Annotated in this window: 13 protein-coding genes; 1 reads left to right on the plus strand and 12 read right to left on the minus strand. The window is 68.3% G+C overall.

What is annotated here, in order from left to right:
- Positions 1-4: 4 nt before the first annotated feature.
- Genes QMX81_RS13660 through QMX81_RS13715 form a run of 12 tightly spaced genes read right to left on the minus strand, consistent with a single transcriptional unit; the run spans position 5 to position 10,944 of the window.
- Positions 5-2,350 carry an MMPL family transporter gene (locus tag QMX81_RS13660; protein ID WP_282262256.1) on the minus strand — a complete coding sequence of 782 codons (2,346 nt, stop codon included), beginning with the start codon at positions 2,348-2,350 and terminating at the stop codon, positions 5-7.
- Positions 2,343-2,963: an outer membrane lipoprotein carrier protein LolA gene (locus QMX81_RS13665; RefSeq protein WP_282262258.1), complete on the minus strand. Its 621-nt coding sequence runs from the start codon at positions 2,961-2,963 to the stop codon at positions 2,343-2,345. The genes QMX81_RS13660 and QMX81_RS13665 overlap by 8 nt, the downstream gene beginning before the upstream one ends.
- On the minus strand, positions 2,960-3,382 hold the full coding sequence (locus QMX81_RS13670) for a thioesterase family protein (protein ID WP_282262260.1): 423 nt from the start codon (positions 3,380-3,382) through the stop codon (positions 2,960-2,962). Before QMX81_RS13670 ends, QMX81_RS13665 begins: the two co-directional genes overlap by 4 nt.
- Positions 3,369-4,925: an aromatic amino acid ammonia-lyase gene (locus QMX81_RS13675; protein WP_121040881.1), complete on the minus strand. Its 1,557-nt coding sequence runs from the start codon at positions 4,923-4,925 to the stop codon at positions 3,369-3,371. The genes QMX81_RS13670 and QMX81_RS13675 overlap by 14 nt, the downstream gene beginning before the upstream one ends.
- Entirely contained in the window at positions 4,915-5,862 is a 948-nt protein-coding gene (locus QMX81_RS13680) for an acyltransferase (protein ID WP_121040883.1), read from the minus strand. The genes QMX81_RS13675 and QMX81_RS13680 overlap by 11 nt, the downstream gene beginning before the upstream one ends.
- The gene (locus tag QMX81_RS13685) at positions 5,859-6,644 is read right to left on the minus strand and encodes a glycosyltransferase family 2 protein (protein WP_282262268.1); all 786 of its coding nucleotides are present in this window, start codon (positions 6,642-6,644) and stop codon (positions 5,859-5,861) included. The genes QMX81_RS13680 and QMX81_RS13685 overlap by 4 nt, the downstream gene beginning before the upstream one ends.
- Positions 6,637-8,322, minus strand: a complete 1,686-nt coding sequence (locus QMX81_RS13690; protein WP_121040887.1) for an AMP-binding protein — start codon at positions 8,320-8,322, stop codon at positions 6,637-6,639. Before QMX81_RS13690 ends, QMX81_RS13685 begins: the two co-directional genes overlap by 8 nt.
- On the minus strand, positions 8,315-8,866 hold the full coding sequence (locus QMX81_RS13695) for a hypothetical protein (RefSeq protein WP_152152108.1): 552 nt from the start codon (positions 8,864-8,866) through the stop codon (positions 8,315-8,317). Before QMX81_RS13695 ends, QMX81_RS13690 begins: the two co-directional genes overlap by 8 nt.
- A 22-nt stretch (positions 8,867-8,888) precedes the next feature.
- Positions 8,889-9,146: an acyl carrier protein gene (locus tag QMX81_RS13700; RefSeq protein ID WP_019185496.1), complete on the minus strand. Its 258-nt coding sequence runs from the start codon at positions 9,144-9,146 to the stop codon at positions 8,889-8,891.
- Between the two features lie 20 nt (positions 9,147-9,166).
- Positions 9,167-9,427 carry a phosphopantetheine-binding protein gene (locus tag QMX81_RS13705; RefSeq protein WP_019185497.1) on the minus strand — a complete coding sequence of 87 codons (261 nt, stop codon included), beginning with the start codon at positions 9,425-9,427 and terminating at the stop codon, positions 9,167-9,169.
- Entirely contained in the window at positions 9,414-10,217 is an 804-nt protein-coding gene (locus QMX81_RS13710; RefSeq protein WP_121041337.1) for a lysophospholipid acyltransferase family protein, read from the minus strand. The genes QMX81_RS13705 and QMX81_RS13710 overlap by 14 nt, the downstream gene beginning before the upstream one ends.
- Positions 10,210-10,944, minus strand: coding sequence for a beta-ketoacyl synthase chain length factor (locus QMX81_RS13715; protein ID WP_282262275.1), 735 nt, complete (start codon positions 10,942-10,944; stop codon positions 10,210-10,212). Before QMX81_RS13715 ends, QMX81_RS13710 begins: the two co-directional genes overlap by 8 nt.
- Positions 10,945-11,070: 126 nt before the next feature.
- On the opposite strand from QMX81_RS13715, the gene QMX81_RS13720 reads away from it, so the two are divergent.
- Positions 11,071-12,093 carry a pteridine-dependent deoxygenase gene (locus QMX81_RS13720; protein WP_282262276.1) on the plus strand — a complete coding sequence of 341 codons (1,023 nt, stop codon included), beginning with the start codon at positions 11,071-11,073 and terminating at the stop codon, positions 12,091-12,093.
- Positions 12,094-12,316: the final 223 nt, after the last annotated feature.

A 12,316-nucleotide genomic window follows, 5' to 3' on the forward strand; every position in this document is an offset into this window, starting at 1 on the left:
TCGCTCAGTGTGGGGCGTCGTGCGGCGGGGGGCGGAACAGCGGCGAAATCAGCCAGACCAGGCCGATGCCGAACAGCAGGGTCAAGCCGAACGCGCGCAGCGCCGGCGTGGCCGACAGCCCGAGCAGGCCGAACGACAGCCAGGTGCTGGCCGCGCCAACGCACACGGCCAACCAGGCACTGGCATCGCCGCGGTGCTCGATCAGGAAGATCCCGTAGTCGATGCCCATGCCAAGCAGCAGCATGAGCGCGAGCACGTTGAACAGTTGCAGCGGTTGCCCGAACAGGCCCAGCAGGGCCAGCGTCAGCGCACCGGCAACCAGGGTCGGGGCGAGCACGCGCCAGGCCTGCCCGCGGTAGCGCCAGTACAGCACCGCGAACACCAGCGCGATACCGATCAGCAGCAGGCCGCTCATCAGCTTGCGGTAGTGCTTGAGCAGCTGCGAGAAATCGGCGGTACGGTCGACCCAGCGCACACCATCGATGCCCTTGGCCTGTGCTTCCAGCAGGGCCAGTGCATCGGCGCGGGAGAGGTCATCGACCATCACCACCGACGCCACGCCCTGCCCGACCGTGCCCAGCCACAGGTGGCGGAACGGCATCGCCGCCGGCGATGCGAGGAAGGCCTCGGCCTGCAGATCCTGCGCGGCATAGGCGGGGCGCAGCAGCGGCTCACCCACGGCCTCACCGACCTGGGCCAGCACCTGCGGCTCGACCTTGGCCGTCAGCGCGGCATCGGCCTGCTGGCGCTTCTGCGAAGGCAACCAGTCGCTGATCGCACGGTAGCCGCCGATCTGCTTGTCTGCTTCCAGCACGCGCAGGCGGTCGATCAGCGCTTCTTCGCGCTCGAGCACCTGCTCGGCGGTGTCACCCTGGACCAGATAGAACTGCGCCGGGCTGGGCATGCCCAGCATCTGGCTGATGCGGATCTGCTGGGCGATCAGCGCCGGTGGCGAGGACTGCAGGCTGCGCAGGTCATCGTTGGTCTGCAGGCGCGCGATGCCGATCGCCGACAGCAGCGTCACCACGCCCAGGAACATCGCCGCCTTGCGCCCATGCAGGCGCGGCCAGCGCTCCAGCGTGGCGCCGAGCCAGCGGGCAAAGCCGGTGCGACGGATTTCGCCGCCATCCAGCCACGGGAACCAGAAGATCACGGTCAGGAACGCGGCCGCCAGGCCCACCACCGAGAACAGCGCCATCTGGCGCAGCCCCGGGAACGGGGCCAGGCCCAGCGCGAGATACGCCAGCGCGCTGGTCAGCAACGCCAGCCACAGGCCCGGCAGCAGATGCCGCAGCAGTTTCCAGCGACGGTCGGCCGGCTCGGCCTGGCGCGAGGCGAACCAGTGGATGCCGTAGTCCTCGGCAACACCGACCAGTGACGCACCAAACACCAACGTGAGCACGTGCACCTTGCCGAACACCAGCACCGTCACCGCCAGCGCGACACCGCAGCCGATCAGCAGCGAGGCGGCCACCAGCAGGATCGGGCGCAGCGAGCGGAATGCCAGCCACACCAGCAGCAGCACCGCGGCCAGCGAGCCCCAGCCGATCGTGTTGATTTCCCAGTTGGCCTGCACCGCAGCGGCCTCGGCATGCAGCGGCACACCGGCACGCAGCACCTCCAGCCCCGGCGCCTGCCTGGCGGCGGCCTCGGCGGCGGTATCCAGCAGCAGATCGATATGGCGCTCGCCATCGAGCTGGAACGCCGAGCCGACCGTGTCGTACTGCACGATCGACCAGTGCTTGCTATCGGCCTCCAGCAGGCCGTCGTCGCCCATCTGCAGGCCCGAGCCCAGCGCGCGTTCCTGCCACCACTGCGGCCACAGCGACAGCGGATCCTGGCGCCACTCGGTCAGGCGCGGTGCGCCCATCGGGCCGTACAGCGCCGCCAGCGCCGACTCGGCCAGGCCTTGGGTGGGTTCGTTCTGCAGCCGCTCGCGCTGTGCGCTGGTCAGCAGGCGATCGCGATACGGTGCGTAGAACGCACGGGCCTGATCGAACCAGCCCTCGATCGAGCCGCTCTCCTGGAGCAGGGCCTTGCCGTCGGCGCTGTCGCGCAGGGTGGCGCGGAAGGTCGCCTCGGCCGCCTTGGTCTGCGCGGCATCGGTGCTGCCCAGCAGCACCACGATCTGGCGCGCATTGGCATCGGCGATGCGCCGGGTGACATCGGACAACAGACGGTCATGCGCGTCCTGCGGCAACAGCGCGAGGATGTCGGTGTCGATCCGCGATTCGCTCTTCCACAGCTGCCACTGCTGCACGCCCAGGCCGACCAGCACCAGCAACCAGGCGATGGCCAGCCAGCGCCAGATGCGCTGCAGTCGGCCGTTCGAGGTCAGCACGTCATTCAAACCTGCGACCCTCGTCGGTGCTGAGCGTGGCCGGCGTATCGCTCATGCCGGCAAAATGGATGCGGGTGACATCCTGGTTGGCCTCGTTGATCTGGACCTCGCGCACGTAACGGTCGCCGCTCAGGGTGAGCTGCGCGAACACCTTGCCGAGCATCGCCGAGCGCGGGGTCAGCTGCATTTTCCAGGCGTTGCCGGGCAGCACCTCGACCTTGACCGTGAACTGCGCCGAGAGCGCCTGCGCATCGCCACTCATCAGCGCGAACATGATCGCGTTGACCGAGCGCATCGCCGGTTGCTGACGGCCATCCAGTTCGACCCGGCTGCTGCCATCGCTTTGCCGGCTGAGGATGCGGTCCCGGGTGACCACCACCTCGGACGGGAACGGCTTGAGCGTGGTCCAGATCACGCCGTGATCCTGGGCCAGCACGAAGCGGCCCTGCGAGCGAAGCGGGTTCTTGAAGCCGGCGACCTGCTTCTCCTGGGAGAACTCGCCACGCAGCACGTCGACCTTGGCTACGCGTTGTTTGACGGCCTCCACATCGGTGGCGGCAAGCGCCGGGGCGACCATGGCCAGCATCACCAGCACGCACAGCGTGCGCAGGAAACGGTTCATTGCGGTTGCACTCCCAGACGCTCCCACAGCACCGGCGGGCACAGGTAGAGCATTTCATTGGTGGCCGCGTCGACCGCGACCTGGATGGTGTGGGCGCGGGTCAGCGTGGTACCGCTGTCCGCATCCAGGATGTCGTAGGCGATCTTCAGGCGGTTTTCCCACTCGGTGATCGTGGCGCGCACGCGCAGCGCCTGGCCGTACAGCAGCGGCCGGATGTACTTCACCCGCGCATCGACCACCGGCCACAGGTAGCCGGAATCACGCATCTGCGGATAGTCATAATCGTGGCGCTGCAGCAGTGCGCAGCGCGCGATCTCGAAATACTTGAAGTAATTGCCGTGCCAGACCACTTCCATGGCGTCGCAGTCATGGAAGGCCGGCGACAGCGTTACCTCGCAGCTCAGATCAGGCGTCGACATACAACTCCCAGCGCTGTGCGCGGATGTCATCCAGCAGGGCGCGCAGCTCGCCATCCAGCGCGCGGTCTTCCTCGATCAGGGCAATGCGCTCGGACAGGTCCTGGTACATCGCAGCCAGATCGCCGTGCAACGTCGCCTTCATGCCGACGCGCTCGCGCAGCGCCACGCCCTGGCGGGCAGTGATCAGCAGCGCGGCGACGACCTGTTCGGTCAGTTCGATCACGCGCAGGCAATCGCGCGCGGCGATGGTGCCCATGCTGACCTTGTCCTGGTTGTGGCATTCGGTGGACCGCGAGAACACCGAGGCCGGCATGGTCTGCTTGAGCGCTTCGGCGGTCCAGGCCGACACGCTGATCTGCAGCGCCTTCAGGCCATGATTGATCGCTGCACGCTCACCGGTGGCGGCCGACAGATTGGCCGGCAGGCCGTGGTTGAAGCGCGCGTCCACCACCAGCGCCATCTGCCGGTCGAGCAGATCGGCCAGGTTGGCAATGGTGTTCTTCAGCGCATCCATCGCAAAGGCGATGTGGCCGCCATAGAAGTGCCCGCCATGCAGGATGCGCTCGCCCTCGACGTCGATCAGCGGGTTGTCGTTGGCGCTGTTGAGTTCGGTTTCGATCAGCTGGCGGAAGAACGGCAACGCGTCCTGCACCACGCCGATCACATGCGGCGCGCAGCGCAGCGAGTAACGGTCCTGCAGGCGCTGTTCGTTGCGCGGCGGGCGGTCGCTGTGCAGGTCCTGGCGCAGGCGCGCGGCGATCTGCATCTGGCCCGGGTGCGGCTTGGCGGCAAACAGCATCTCATCGAAATGATGTGCGTTGCCGTCGCTGGCCAGCACGTTGAACGCGGTCAAGCGCGTGGCGAGCCTGGTCAGGTAGTCGGCGCGGTCATACGCCAGGCAGGCCAGCGCCGTCATCACGGCGGTGCCGTTCATGATCGCCAGGCCTTCCTTGGGGCGCAGCCGCAGCGGGGCCATGCCAATCTCGGCCAGCACCTCGGCGGCCGGGCGGCGCGCCCCCTGGTACATCACCTCGCGCTCCCCACACAGCACCGCGGCCACGTAGGACAGCGGGGTCAGATCGCCACTGGCACCGACCGAACCCTCGGCCGGAATCAGCGGCAGCACGTCGTGGCGCAGCAGGGTGGCCAGGCCCTGCAGCAGCGGGTGGCTGACGCCGGACATGCCACGCACCAGCGAGGCCAGGCGTGCAGCGATCACCGCGCGGGTCTCCTGCGGATCCAGGAAACGGCCCAGGCCACAACCGTGGTAGGTGAACAGGTGATGCGGCAGCTCGGCCACCAGCGCCGGCGGAATGTTCACCGTGCACGAATCGCCGTAGCCGGTGGTCACCCCGTAGATGACACCATCTTCGCGCAGCAGGCGATCAAGGAAATCCGCGCCGCGCTGGATATGCGAGGTGAATGCCGCATCGTCGGTGACGACGGCCTGTGCCTGCCGCTGCGAGAGCGCGACCACGTCTTCGATGGTCAGCGGCGCATCGCCGAAGCGGACGGAGGGTGTCTGATCGGCCTTACTTGCCATGCGATGCCTGATCCCAGAAGGGGAAGAAATTGAACCAGTCCAAGGGTGCCTGGGTGACCTGAACTTCCAGCCACCGGGCGAAATCTTCAGCCTGCGCAGTCAGCGCGGCGTCACGCGAACCGCGCGGCAATACGATGCGCTCGGTGAAGTGCTCAAAACGCACGCGGTAGCCTGCGCCGTGGTGCAGGCAGGCCATGGTGTAGACCGGGCACGCCAGTGCCGCAGCGAGCACATAGGCGCCGATCGGGAACTGCGCGGTGTGGCCGAGGAACGAGGCCGGTACCGTGCGACCGCCGCGCAGCGGCACGCGATCGCCGACGATGGCCACGAAGCCACCCGCCTCGACCCGGCGCTGCAGCTCGACCGCGGTGGCCGGGCCCATGTCCGTGACCTGCAGCAGTTCCACCGAGGCCAGCGGATCGAGCCGCTGCATCAGCCGGTTGAAACGCTGCGCGTGCGCGGTGTGCACCAGCACGGTGATGTGGAAGCCGGGCACCTGCTCAGCCAGCACCTGGCACAACTCCAGGCACCCGATGTGCGCGGTGAGGATCAGGCCGCCTTCACGGCGCGCGATCTTGTCCAGCACCAGGTCGCGCTGCAGATAGATGCGCTCGGGTGGGTAGCGACCGCCCAGGCCCAGCAGCTTGTCGAGCATGGTGTCGGCAAACAGCGCGAAGTGCTTCAGGCTCTGCCAGCGGCCCGGCGGTGCGGAAAACACGCCGGTATGCGCCTGTAGACGCTGCAGGTACTGCAGCGAGGATTGGCGTGCAACCCGGTTGGTCAACCAGTGGCAGAGCACCACCGGGTAGACGCACAGGCGGAACGGCCAGCGCCCGAACCAGCGGTGCACCCAGCACAGAAACAGCACGCCGGCGGCCGAGGTCGACTCGCCGATGTCGGCCCAGTGCGGCGCGCTCTCAGGTGCAGGCGTGGTCATGCGCGAGGACCTGCGATGCGCTGCCACAGCAGCCGCGGCGCGCGCCACAGCATCCCGAAGAACAGGCGCGCGTGCATGCGGCTGATGCGCACGTTGTCGCGCCACACATCGAAGTGCGAGACGCCATCGCTGGGATAGGTCACCGCGGTCGGCACATTGATCACCTTCACCCCACGCCAGAACAGCCGCACCAGGATCTCACTGTCGAAATCCATGCGCCGGCCGATGGTTTCCTCACCGATCAGGCGCGTCACCGGTGCCAGCGGATACAGGCGGAAGCCGCACATCGAATCGCGGATCTGCAGCGACAGCGTGTTGATCCAGACCCAGATGTGCGTGGCATAGCGGCCGTACAGGCGCGCCTTGGGCACGCTGGCATCGTAGGCGGGCGTGCCACAGATCACCGCCTCCGGCTGCGCCTGCGACAGCGCGACGAAGCGCGGGATATCGCCGGTGTCGTGCTGGCCATCGGCATCGATCTGCAGCACATGGCTGTAGTCCAGACGCGCGGCCTCCGCGAACCCGGCCAGCATCGCGCCGCCCTTGCCCTGGTTGACCGCCAGCCGCAGCAGCGTCACCTGCGGTGCGTGCGCGCGCGCCAGGGCATCGAGCACCTGCGCGCAGTCCAGATGCGAACCATCGTCCACCAGCAGGCATGGCAGGCCACTGGCCAGCACGCCCTGCGCCACCGCGCCGATCGCGTGCGCGTGGTCGTAGACCGGAATCACCACCAACGGGGCGAAGGCAGGCCTGCTCATGCCACTGCCCGTGTCATCACGCATCGCCGAACACCACCCGGCCGCTGGCATGCACGCCATGGTCGGAGACATAGCGGAAGCTCATTGCCGATTTCGCCGCATCCCAGCCCAGACTCAACTGCAGGCAGTCGCCGGGGCGCGCCACATGCTGGAACTTCACCGCGTCCATCCGTACGAACCGCGGCGGCATCGTGAAGGCGCTGCGGCCGTAGTGGATCGCCCAGTCCAGCTGAACCACGCCGGGCAGGATCTTCGCCTGCGGGAAATGCCCGTCGAACGCTACCAGGTCAGGATCCAGAACAAACTGCAGCGACGCGATGGTGTCATCGCGCTGCTGCCACTCGGCCGTCGGCATCAACGGGCGGAACAGCGCCGCCAGTGCCGCGGCGGTGACCTTGCCCTGCGCGTTGACGGGGAGGTCGTCGATGAAGCGCCAGCGGCGCGGCCGGGTCACGGCGTCATGGCTGCGGGCCAGATGCGCGCTGAGCTGCTGCGCCTGGCGGCGGCGCTCGGCGTCGTCCCACTGCGCGACCCCGGTCGCCTGCGGCACCACCACGGCGGCCAGCTGCTCGCGCGCGCCCGGCAGCACCAGCACCCGCACGTCCTGCACCGCCGGGTGCGCACGCAGCTGCTGCTCCAGGGCATCCAGCGAGACGCGGCGCTCTTCGATCTTGACGATGCGATCGGCGCGCCCGAGCAGGCGGAAGCTGTGGCCGTCGTCGGCCACGGCACGGTCCTGGGTCAGCCACCAGTCCTCGCTCGCCAGGTGCGGCGAGCGGACCGCCAGGCAGCCCTCGTCGATCCGCCAGGCGACGCCGGGCAACGGATGCCACTGCGGCCGCGCTGCACTCCAGCGCCGCCACGCAACGCCACCGGTCTCGCTGCTGCCGAAGACTTCAGTCGGGGCCACGCCCATCAAGGCGCGCACCTGCAGCGCCGCCTCGGTCGGCAACGGACCCCCAGAGGAGAACACCGCGCGCAGCTGACCGTCCAGCGAGGACCAGTCCAGCTGCTCGGGCAGGCGTTTGAGATGGGCCGGGGTGGCCACCAGCACTGATGGCTGGCCGCCCAGCGCGCTGATCAGGTCTTCGTGGAAGAACCGGCGCGGCTGGATCGCGCGCCCGGCCACCAGCGGCCACAGCACCCGGAACAGCAGCCCGTAGATGTGCTGGTGGGAGACCGTGCCCTGCACCTGCGCACCGTCGAGCTGCTCGCCGAAGGCGGCCTGCAGCGCATCCACCTCGCGGGTCAGCTGGCGCATGCGTTTGACGATGGCGCTCGGCGCGCCGGTGCTGCCGGAGGTGAACACCACCAGCTCCAGCACCGCTTCGTCCAACGGCTGCAGCACCTGATCCGGATCGGCCGCCGCATCGGGCTGCAGCGGCGCATACCGGGCCGGCACGTCGCCGGCGAACCCGGCCACGCACGGGCTCAGCCCTTCCAGCGTGGCCGGCAGGTTGTCGCCGCCCAGGAACACCCGCTTGCCGGCATGCCAGGCACCCAGCAGAGCGGCGGCGAAGCTCAGCGTGTCATCGAAATACAGGGCCCAGTCGGTGCCGGGCGCACGCGCGAACGCCTGCTGCCAGCCGAGCACCTGCGCGCGGAACTGCGGGTGCTCCACCACGGTGTCGCCGGCGATGCCGACGATGCGGCCCGGCCGCGGGGCCAGCGCCAGCCGGTCCAGTGCGATCCACTCAGCCATGGGCATGCGCCGCCTTGACCCGTCGCCGGACCAGCCATTCCCCGCCAAACAGAGCACCCATCATCACGTACGCCAACACTCCGTTGTAGAACGCCCACACTTGGTTGGACGCCCACAGCGCCGTGGCCAGGGCCAGACTTCCGTTGAGAACAAAGAACCCGCACCAGATCCAGGTCACGCGGCGGGTGTAGATCACGGCGAACGGCGGCAGATCCGGCTCGCTCAGCCGCGCCAGGCGCTCCACGGCACTCGGCCCGAAGCGCAGGCTGGTGGCGAAGATCACCAGCATCACCGCGTTCACCAGCGCCGGGTACAGCTTCAGCGGCAGCGCCTCGTTGAAGGCCGTGGCCACCAGGGCGAGTACACCGGTGCCGAGTGCGGCCACCCACCACACCGCCTGGCGGGTGGTCAGCGCGCGCAGCGCGGCCAGGGTGAACAGCAGCAGCGACAACCAGCGCGGCTCGAACCGGCCCAGCGACAGGTAGACCACCAGCGGGTATGCCAGCGACAGCAACGCAAACGCCGCGACGCGTACCCGGACCATGGTCAGTCTTCAGCGATGGCCGTCAGGCGGCCGCTTGACCGGGCAACAGCCCGTGCACCACATCCACGATGTCCTGCACGGTGCGCACCTGTTTGAACGCTTCCGGCTGCAGATTGCGGCCGAGCAGCGGCTTGAGCTGCACGATCAGGTCGACCGCGTCGATGCTGTCGATGTCCAGGTCGTCATACAGCCGCGCCGCGGGCGTGATACGGCTCGGCTCGATCTCAAAGCTGTCCTTGAGGATCTTGACGATGCGCTCGAAAAGTTCGTTCTTGGTCATGGGTAAATCCTGACGCGCCGTTAGGACGGCTGGCGTGCGGCGACAAACTCGCTCAGGGCACGCACGCTGGAGAAATGGCGACGGGTCTCTTCCGAATCGGCTGACAGGCTGACACCGTACTTTTTCTGCAGGGCCAATCCAAGTTCCAGCGCGTCGATGGAATCCAGGCCCAGCCCTTCAACGAACAGGGGCGCGGCGGAATCGATGTCTTCGGGAGTGATGTCTTCCAGTGAAAGCGATGAAATGATCAATTCCTTGATCTCGTGCTCAAGTGCTTGCACGGGTCGGGTCTCCAGCGAAGTCGAAGTAATGGGCAAGATGATCGGTCACACGCCGGGCGGCCAAGGCATCCCCCCTGGGCGCATCGCCGATCTCGTTCAGAAACGGGGCAATCGGGAGATCCTCCCCGACTTCCAGCTGAACGTGAAATCGCCGTGATGGCACACGATACCATTTCTGGCCCTTGGTCAGGGTCGGCGGGGTGCAGGTGATCCGGACCGGCGTGATGTCCAGCCGGCCCCGCACCGCGATGTTGGCCGCCCCGCGCTGCAGGCGCAGCGGCTGGCCCGGCACGGTGCGCGTGCCCTCCGGGAAGATCACCAGGTTGCCGCCGGCCTGGACCGCGGCGATACAGTCATCCACCAGCCCCGCCCCGTCATCATTGGAGACGTAGCCGGCGGCCCGGACCGGGCCGCGCATGAACGGATTGCGCGCCACGGCCTGCTTGACCACGCAATCGGCATTGGGAAGCTGGGCGATCAGCAGCACCACGTCGATCAGGGTCGGGTGGTTGGCCAGGATCAGCAGGCCGTTGCGCTGCAGGCGTTCGCCCCCGCGGATCTCATAGGTCATCAGCCCCAGCCGGTGCATCAGGCCGACGTGGGTGGCGAAGCTGCCTTGGACCAGGCGGCGTGCCAACACGCGCCGGCGCACCGGCTCGCGGATCAGCAGCAACGACAGGAACAACAAGCCGCCCAGCACCAGCCCCCCGATCCCGAAGGCGGCAAAGCTCAGCCCTGTCCCCAGCACCCGCCAGGCATGGTTGATCCGGGCCGGCCAGCGCTCAGCCATGGCGTTGCCAGGCCCAGCGTTGGCCATCGGCGTCCAGCGCCAGCGCCGGTGCACCGGCCAGCAGGAAGCGCAGCACGTCCAGGCCATGCGGCAGCGCCTCGGAGGGGCGGTCTTCGCCACCGGCGCCCCAGCCCAGCGACAGCCGGGTGCCCGGACCGTCGGCCGGCCCCAGCCGCCAGCACCACGCGAAGAAGGGGTCGGGCTCGTCAGCGAAACCCGCGTAGACCGGCGGCAAGGCCGATTCATAGACCACCAGACGCACCTCGGGCGCGCCATCGGCCAGCAACCCGAAGGCCTCGATGCAGGCGGTCTCGACCGTGGCCCGGCCGGCCGCGAGGGCCAGATAGTTGCCGCGATGCCCGCGGGCGATCGAATACAGCGCGGCAATCGCGTTGTGCACCGACAGGCCGAAGGCCGTGGGCGACATTGGCTGGTCCGCGCTCAGGGTGTTGAGCAGCTCCATCGAGCGGGCCACGTCGCCATGTCGCGAGGCGAACACCAGTGGCACCTGGCCACCGTCGTCGGGCTGCTCACACCAGCAGGCGGTCTGGATCGCCATGCGCCCCAGCCGCTCGATCCGGCGGCGCTGCATGGCCGGCACTTCGGACAGTGCCGGGGTGTCCTCACCGGTCGGCAGCCAGGGGGCGTTCGCCCACGCCTGCCACTGCTCGCGGGTGGTGATGCCCGGCGCCCACGCCGCCCAATCAATTACAGAAAACTCAATCATTCCCGCCAACGTGATGGATGGGTACCAAGAGAAGGCCGTCGACATCGCCTGGCACCGGTGGCGGTACCGAGAAAGGAGCGCACGCTATCATGACACTCTCGGCACTGGCAGCATTCACATCCTGAAATGAGCAACATGATCGACAACGCAACAGCTCCGGCAGTCGCTATTCCCTCCTCCGGACCTGCGTTGTTCCATGTGGCCTACGTCCCGGCCGCGCAGCGCGATGCCGCGCTGGCCGACCCGCAGACGCTGGCCGTGTTCGGCTTCGGCCTGCCCCACGCCGCGCTGGATGACCCGCGCTGGCTGCAGGTACCGCTGGCCGAGCAGGGCCCGGCGCAGATCGAGGTCTGGCGTGGCGGCACGCCGGTCGCGCACGGCACCACCGATGGGGTGCGCTGGTCGCACACCGACGGCCTGCTGTTCGGGGTGCTGGAGATCGACGAGGTCGACAGCGATATCGAGTCGGCCGCGGCCGAGGCCTACGCGCGGATGAGCGCGTTCCTGTCGCGCTGCGGTTATCCGCACCTGCTGCGGACCTGGAACTATCTCGACGCGGTGACCGAAGGCGATGGCGATGATGAACGCTATCGACGTTTCTGCGTGGGCCGCGTGCGGGGCCTGCGTGAACTGGATGAAGCCGCACTGCCGGCGGCGACCTGCATTGGTCGTTTCGACGGTGAGCGCCGGCTGCAGGTGTATTGGCTGGCGGCGCGCGAGCCGGGCCTGCCGCTGGAGAATCCGCGCCAGGTGAGCGCGTTCCGTTATCCACGCCAGTACGGGCCGCAGTCGCCGAGTTTTTCGCGGGCGTTGCTGCCGCCGTTGGCCACAGGCCTGCCGTTGCTGCAGTCGGGGACGGCGGCGATCGTGGGGCATGTGTCGCAGCACACGGGGGCGGTGGATGAGCAGTTGCGGGAGACGCTGAGGAATCTGCAGAGTCTGGTGGATACGGCGCGCGGTCAGCGGCCGTCGCTGTCGCCGGCGTTGGGTTCGACCTCGGTGCTGAAGGTGTATGTGCGGCGCGCGGAGGATATGGCGGCGGTGGCGGCGCAGATGGCGGCGCTGCCGACGGCGCCGCCGTTCGTGGTGTTGCACGCCGAAGTGTGCCGTGCGGAGCTGCTGGTGGAGATCGAGGGGCTGCACGGCTGAGTTCGCGGCGGCTGTCGTTCCCTTCGCCGGCTGCAGGCCCCTGTAGTGCCGACCGCTGGTCGGCTGCCTTTGACCCTTCTTTTACGGTTGGCTTTTTCCAACCGACGACGCAGACTCTGCCGGGCGAGGGCGGCCAGACCCTGCCGGGACCGTTGGAGCGGCATGAATGCCGCTCACGAGCCCCCATGGATGGGTTTACGGCGCGTCCGGGCAGGGTCTGACC

This window comes from Stenotrophomonas sp. PS02301 (assembly GCF_029959485.1).
Classification (GTDB): Bacteria; Pseudomonadota; Gammaproteobacteria; order Xanthomonadales; family Xanthomonadaceae; genus Stenotrophomonas; species Stenotrophomonas maltophilia_Z.

Bases quoted from the DNA above. Each gene is read 5' to 3' on its own strand.
- QMX81_RS13685 (WP_282262268.1), bottom strand. From the start codon at position 6,644: ATGCGTGATGACACGGGCAGTGGCATGAGCAGGCCTGCCTTCGCCCCG.
- QMX81_RS13680 (WP_121040883.1), bottom strand. From the start codon at position 5,862: ATGACCACGCCTGCACCTGAGAGCGCGCCGCACTGGGCCGACATCGGC.
- QMX81_RS13665 (WP_282262258.1), bottom strand. From the start codon at position 2,963: ATGAACCGTTTCCTGCGCACGCTGTGCGTGCTGGTGATGCTGGCCATG.
- QMX81_RS13670 (WP_282262260.1), bottom strand. From the start codon at position 3,382: ATGTCGACGCCTGATCTGAGCTGCGAGGTAACGCTGTCGCCGGCCTTC.
- QMX81_RS13710 (WP_121041337.1), bottom strand. From the start codon at position 10,217: ATGGCTGAGCGCTGGCCGGCCCGGATCAACCATGCCTGGCGGGTGCTG.
- QMX81_RS13690 (WP_121040887.1), bottom strand. From the start codon at position 8,322: ATGGCTGAGTGGATCGCACTGGACCGGCTGGCGCTGGCCCCGCGGCCG.
- QMX81_RS13700 (WP_019185496.1), bottom strand. From the start codon at position 9,146: ATGACCAAGAACGAACTTTTCGAGCGCATCGTCAAGATCCTCAAGGAC.
- QMX81_RS13720 (WP_282262276.1), top strand. From the start codon at position 11,071: ATGAGCAACATGATCGACAACGCAACAGCTCCGGCAGTCGCTATTCCC.
- QMX81_RS13715 (WP_282262275.1), bottom strand. From the start codon at position 10,944: ATGATTGAGTTTTCTGTAATTGATTGGGCGGCGTGGGCGCCGGGCATC.
- QMX81_RS13695 (WP_152152108.1), bottom strand. From the start codon at position 8,866: ATGGTCCGGGTACGCGTCGCGGCGTTTGCGTTGCTGTCGCTGGCATAC.
- QMX81_RS13675 (WP_121040881.1), bottom strand. From the start codon at position 4,925: ATGGCAAGTAAGGCCGATCAGACACCCTCCGTCCGCTTCGGCGATGCG.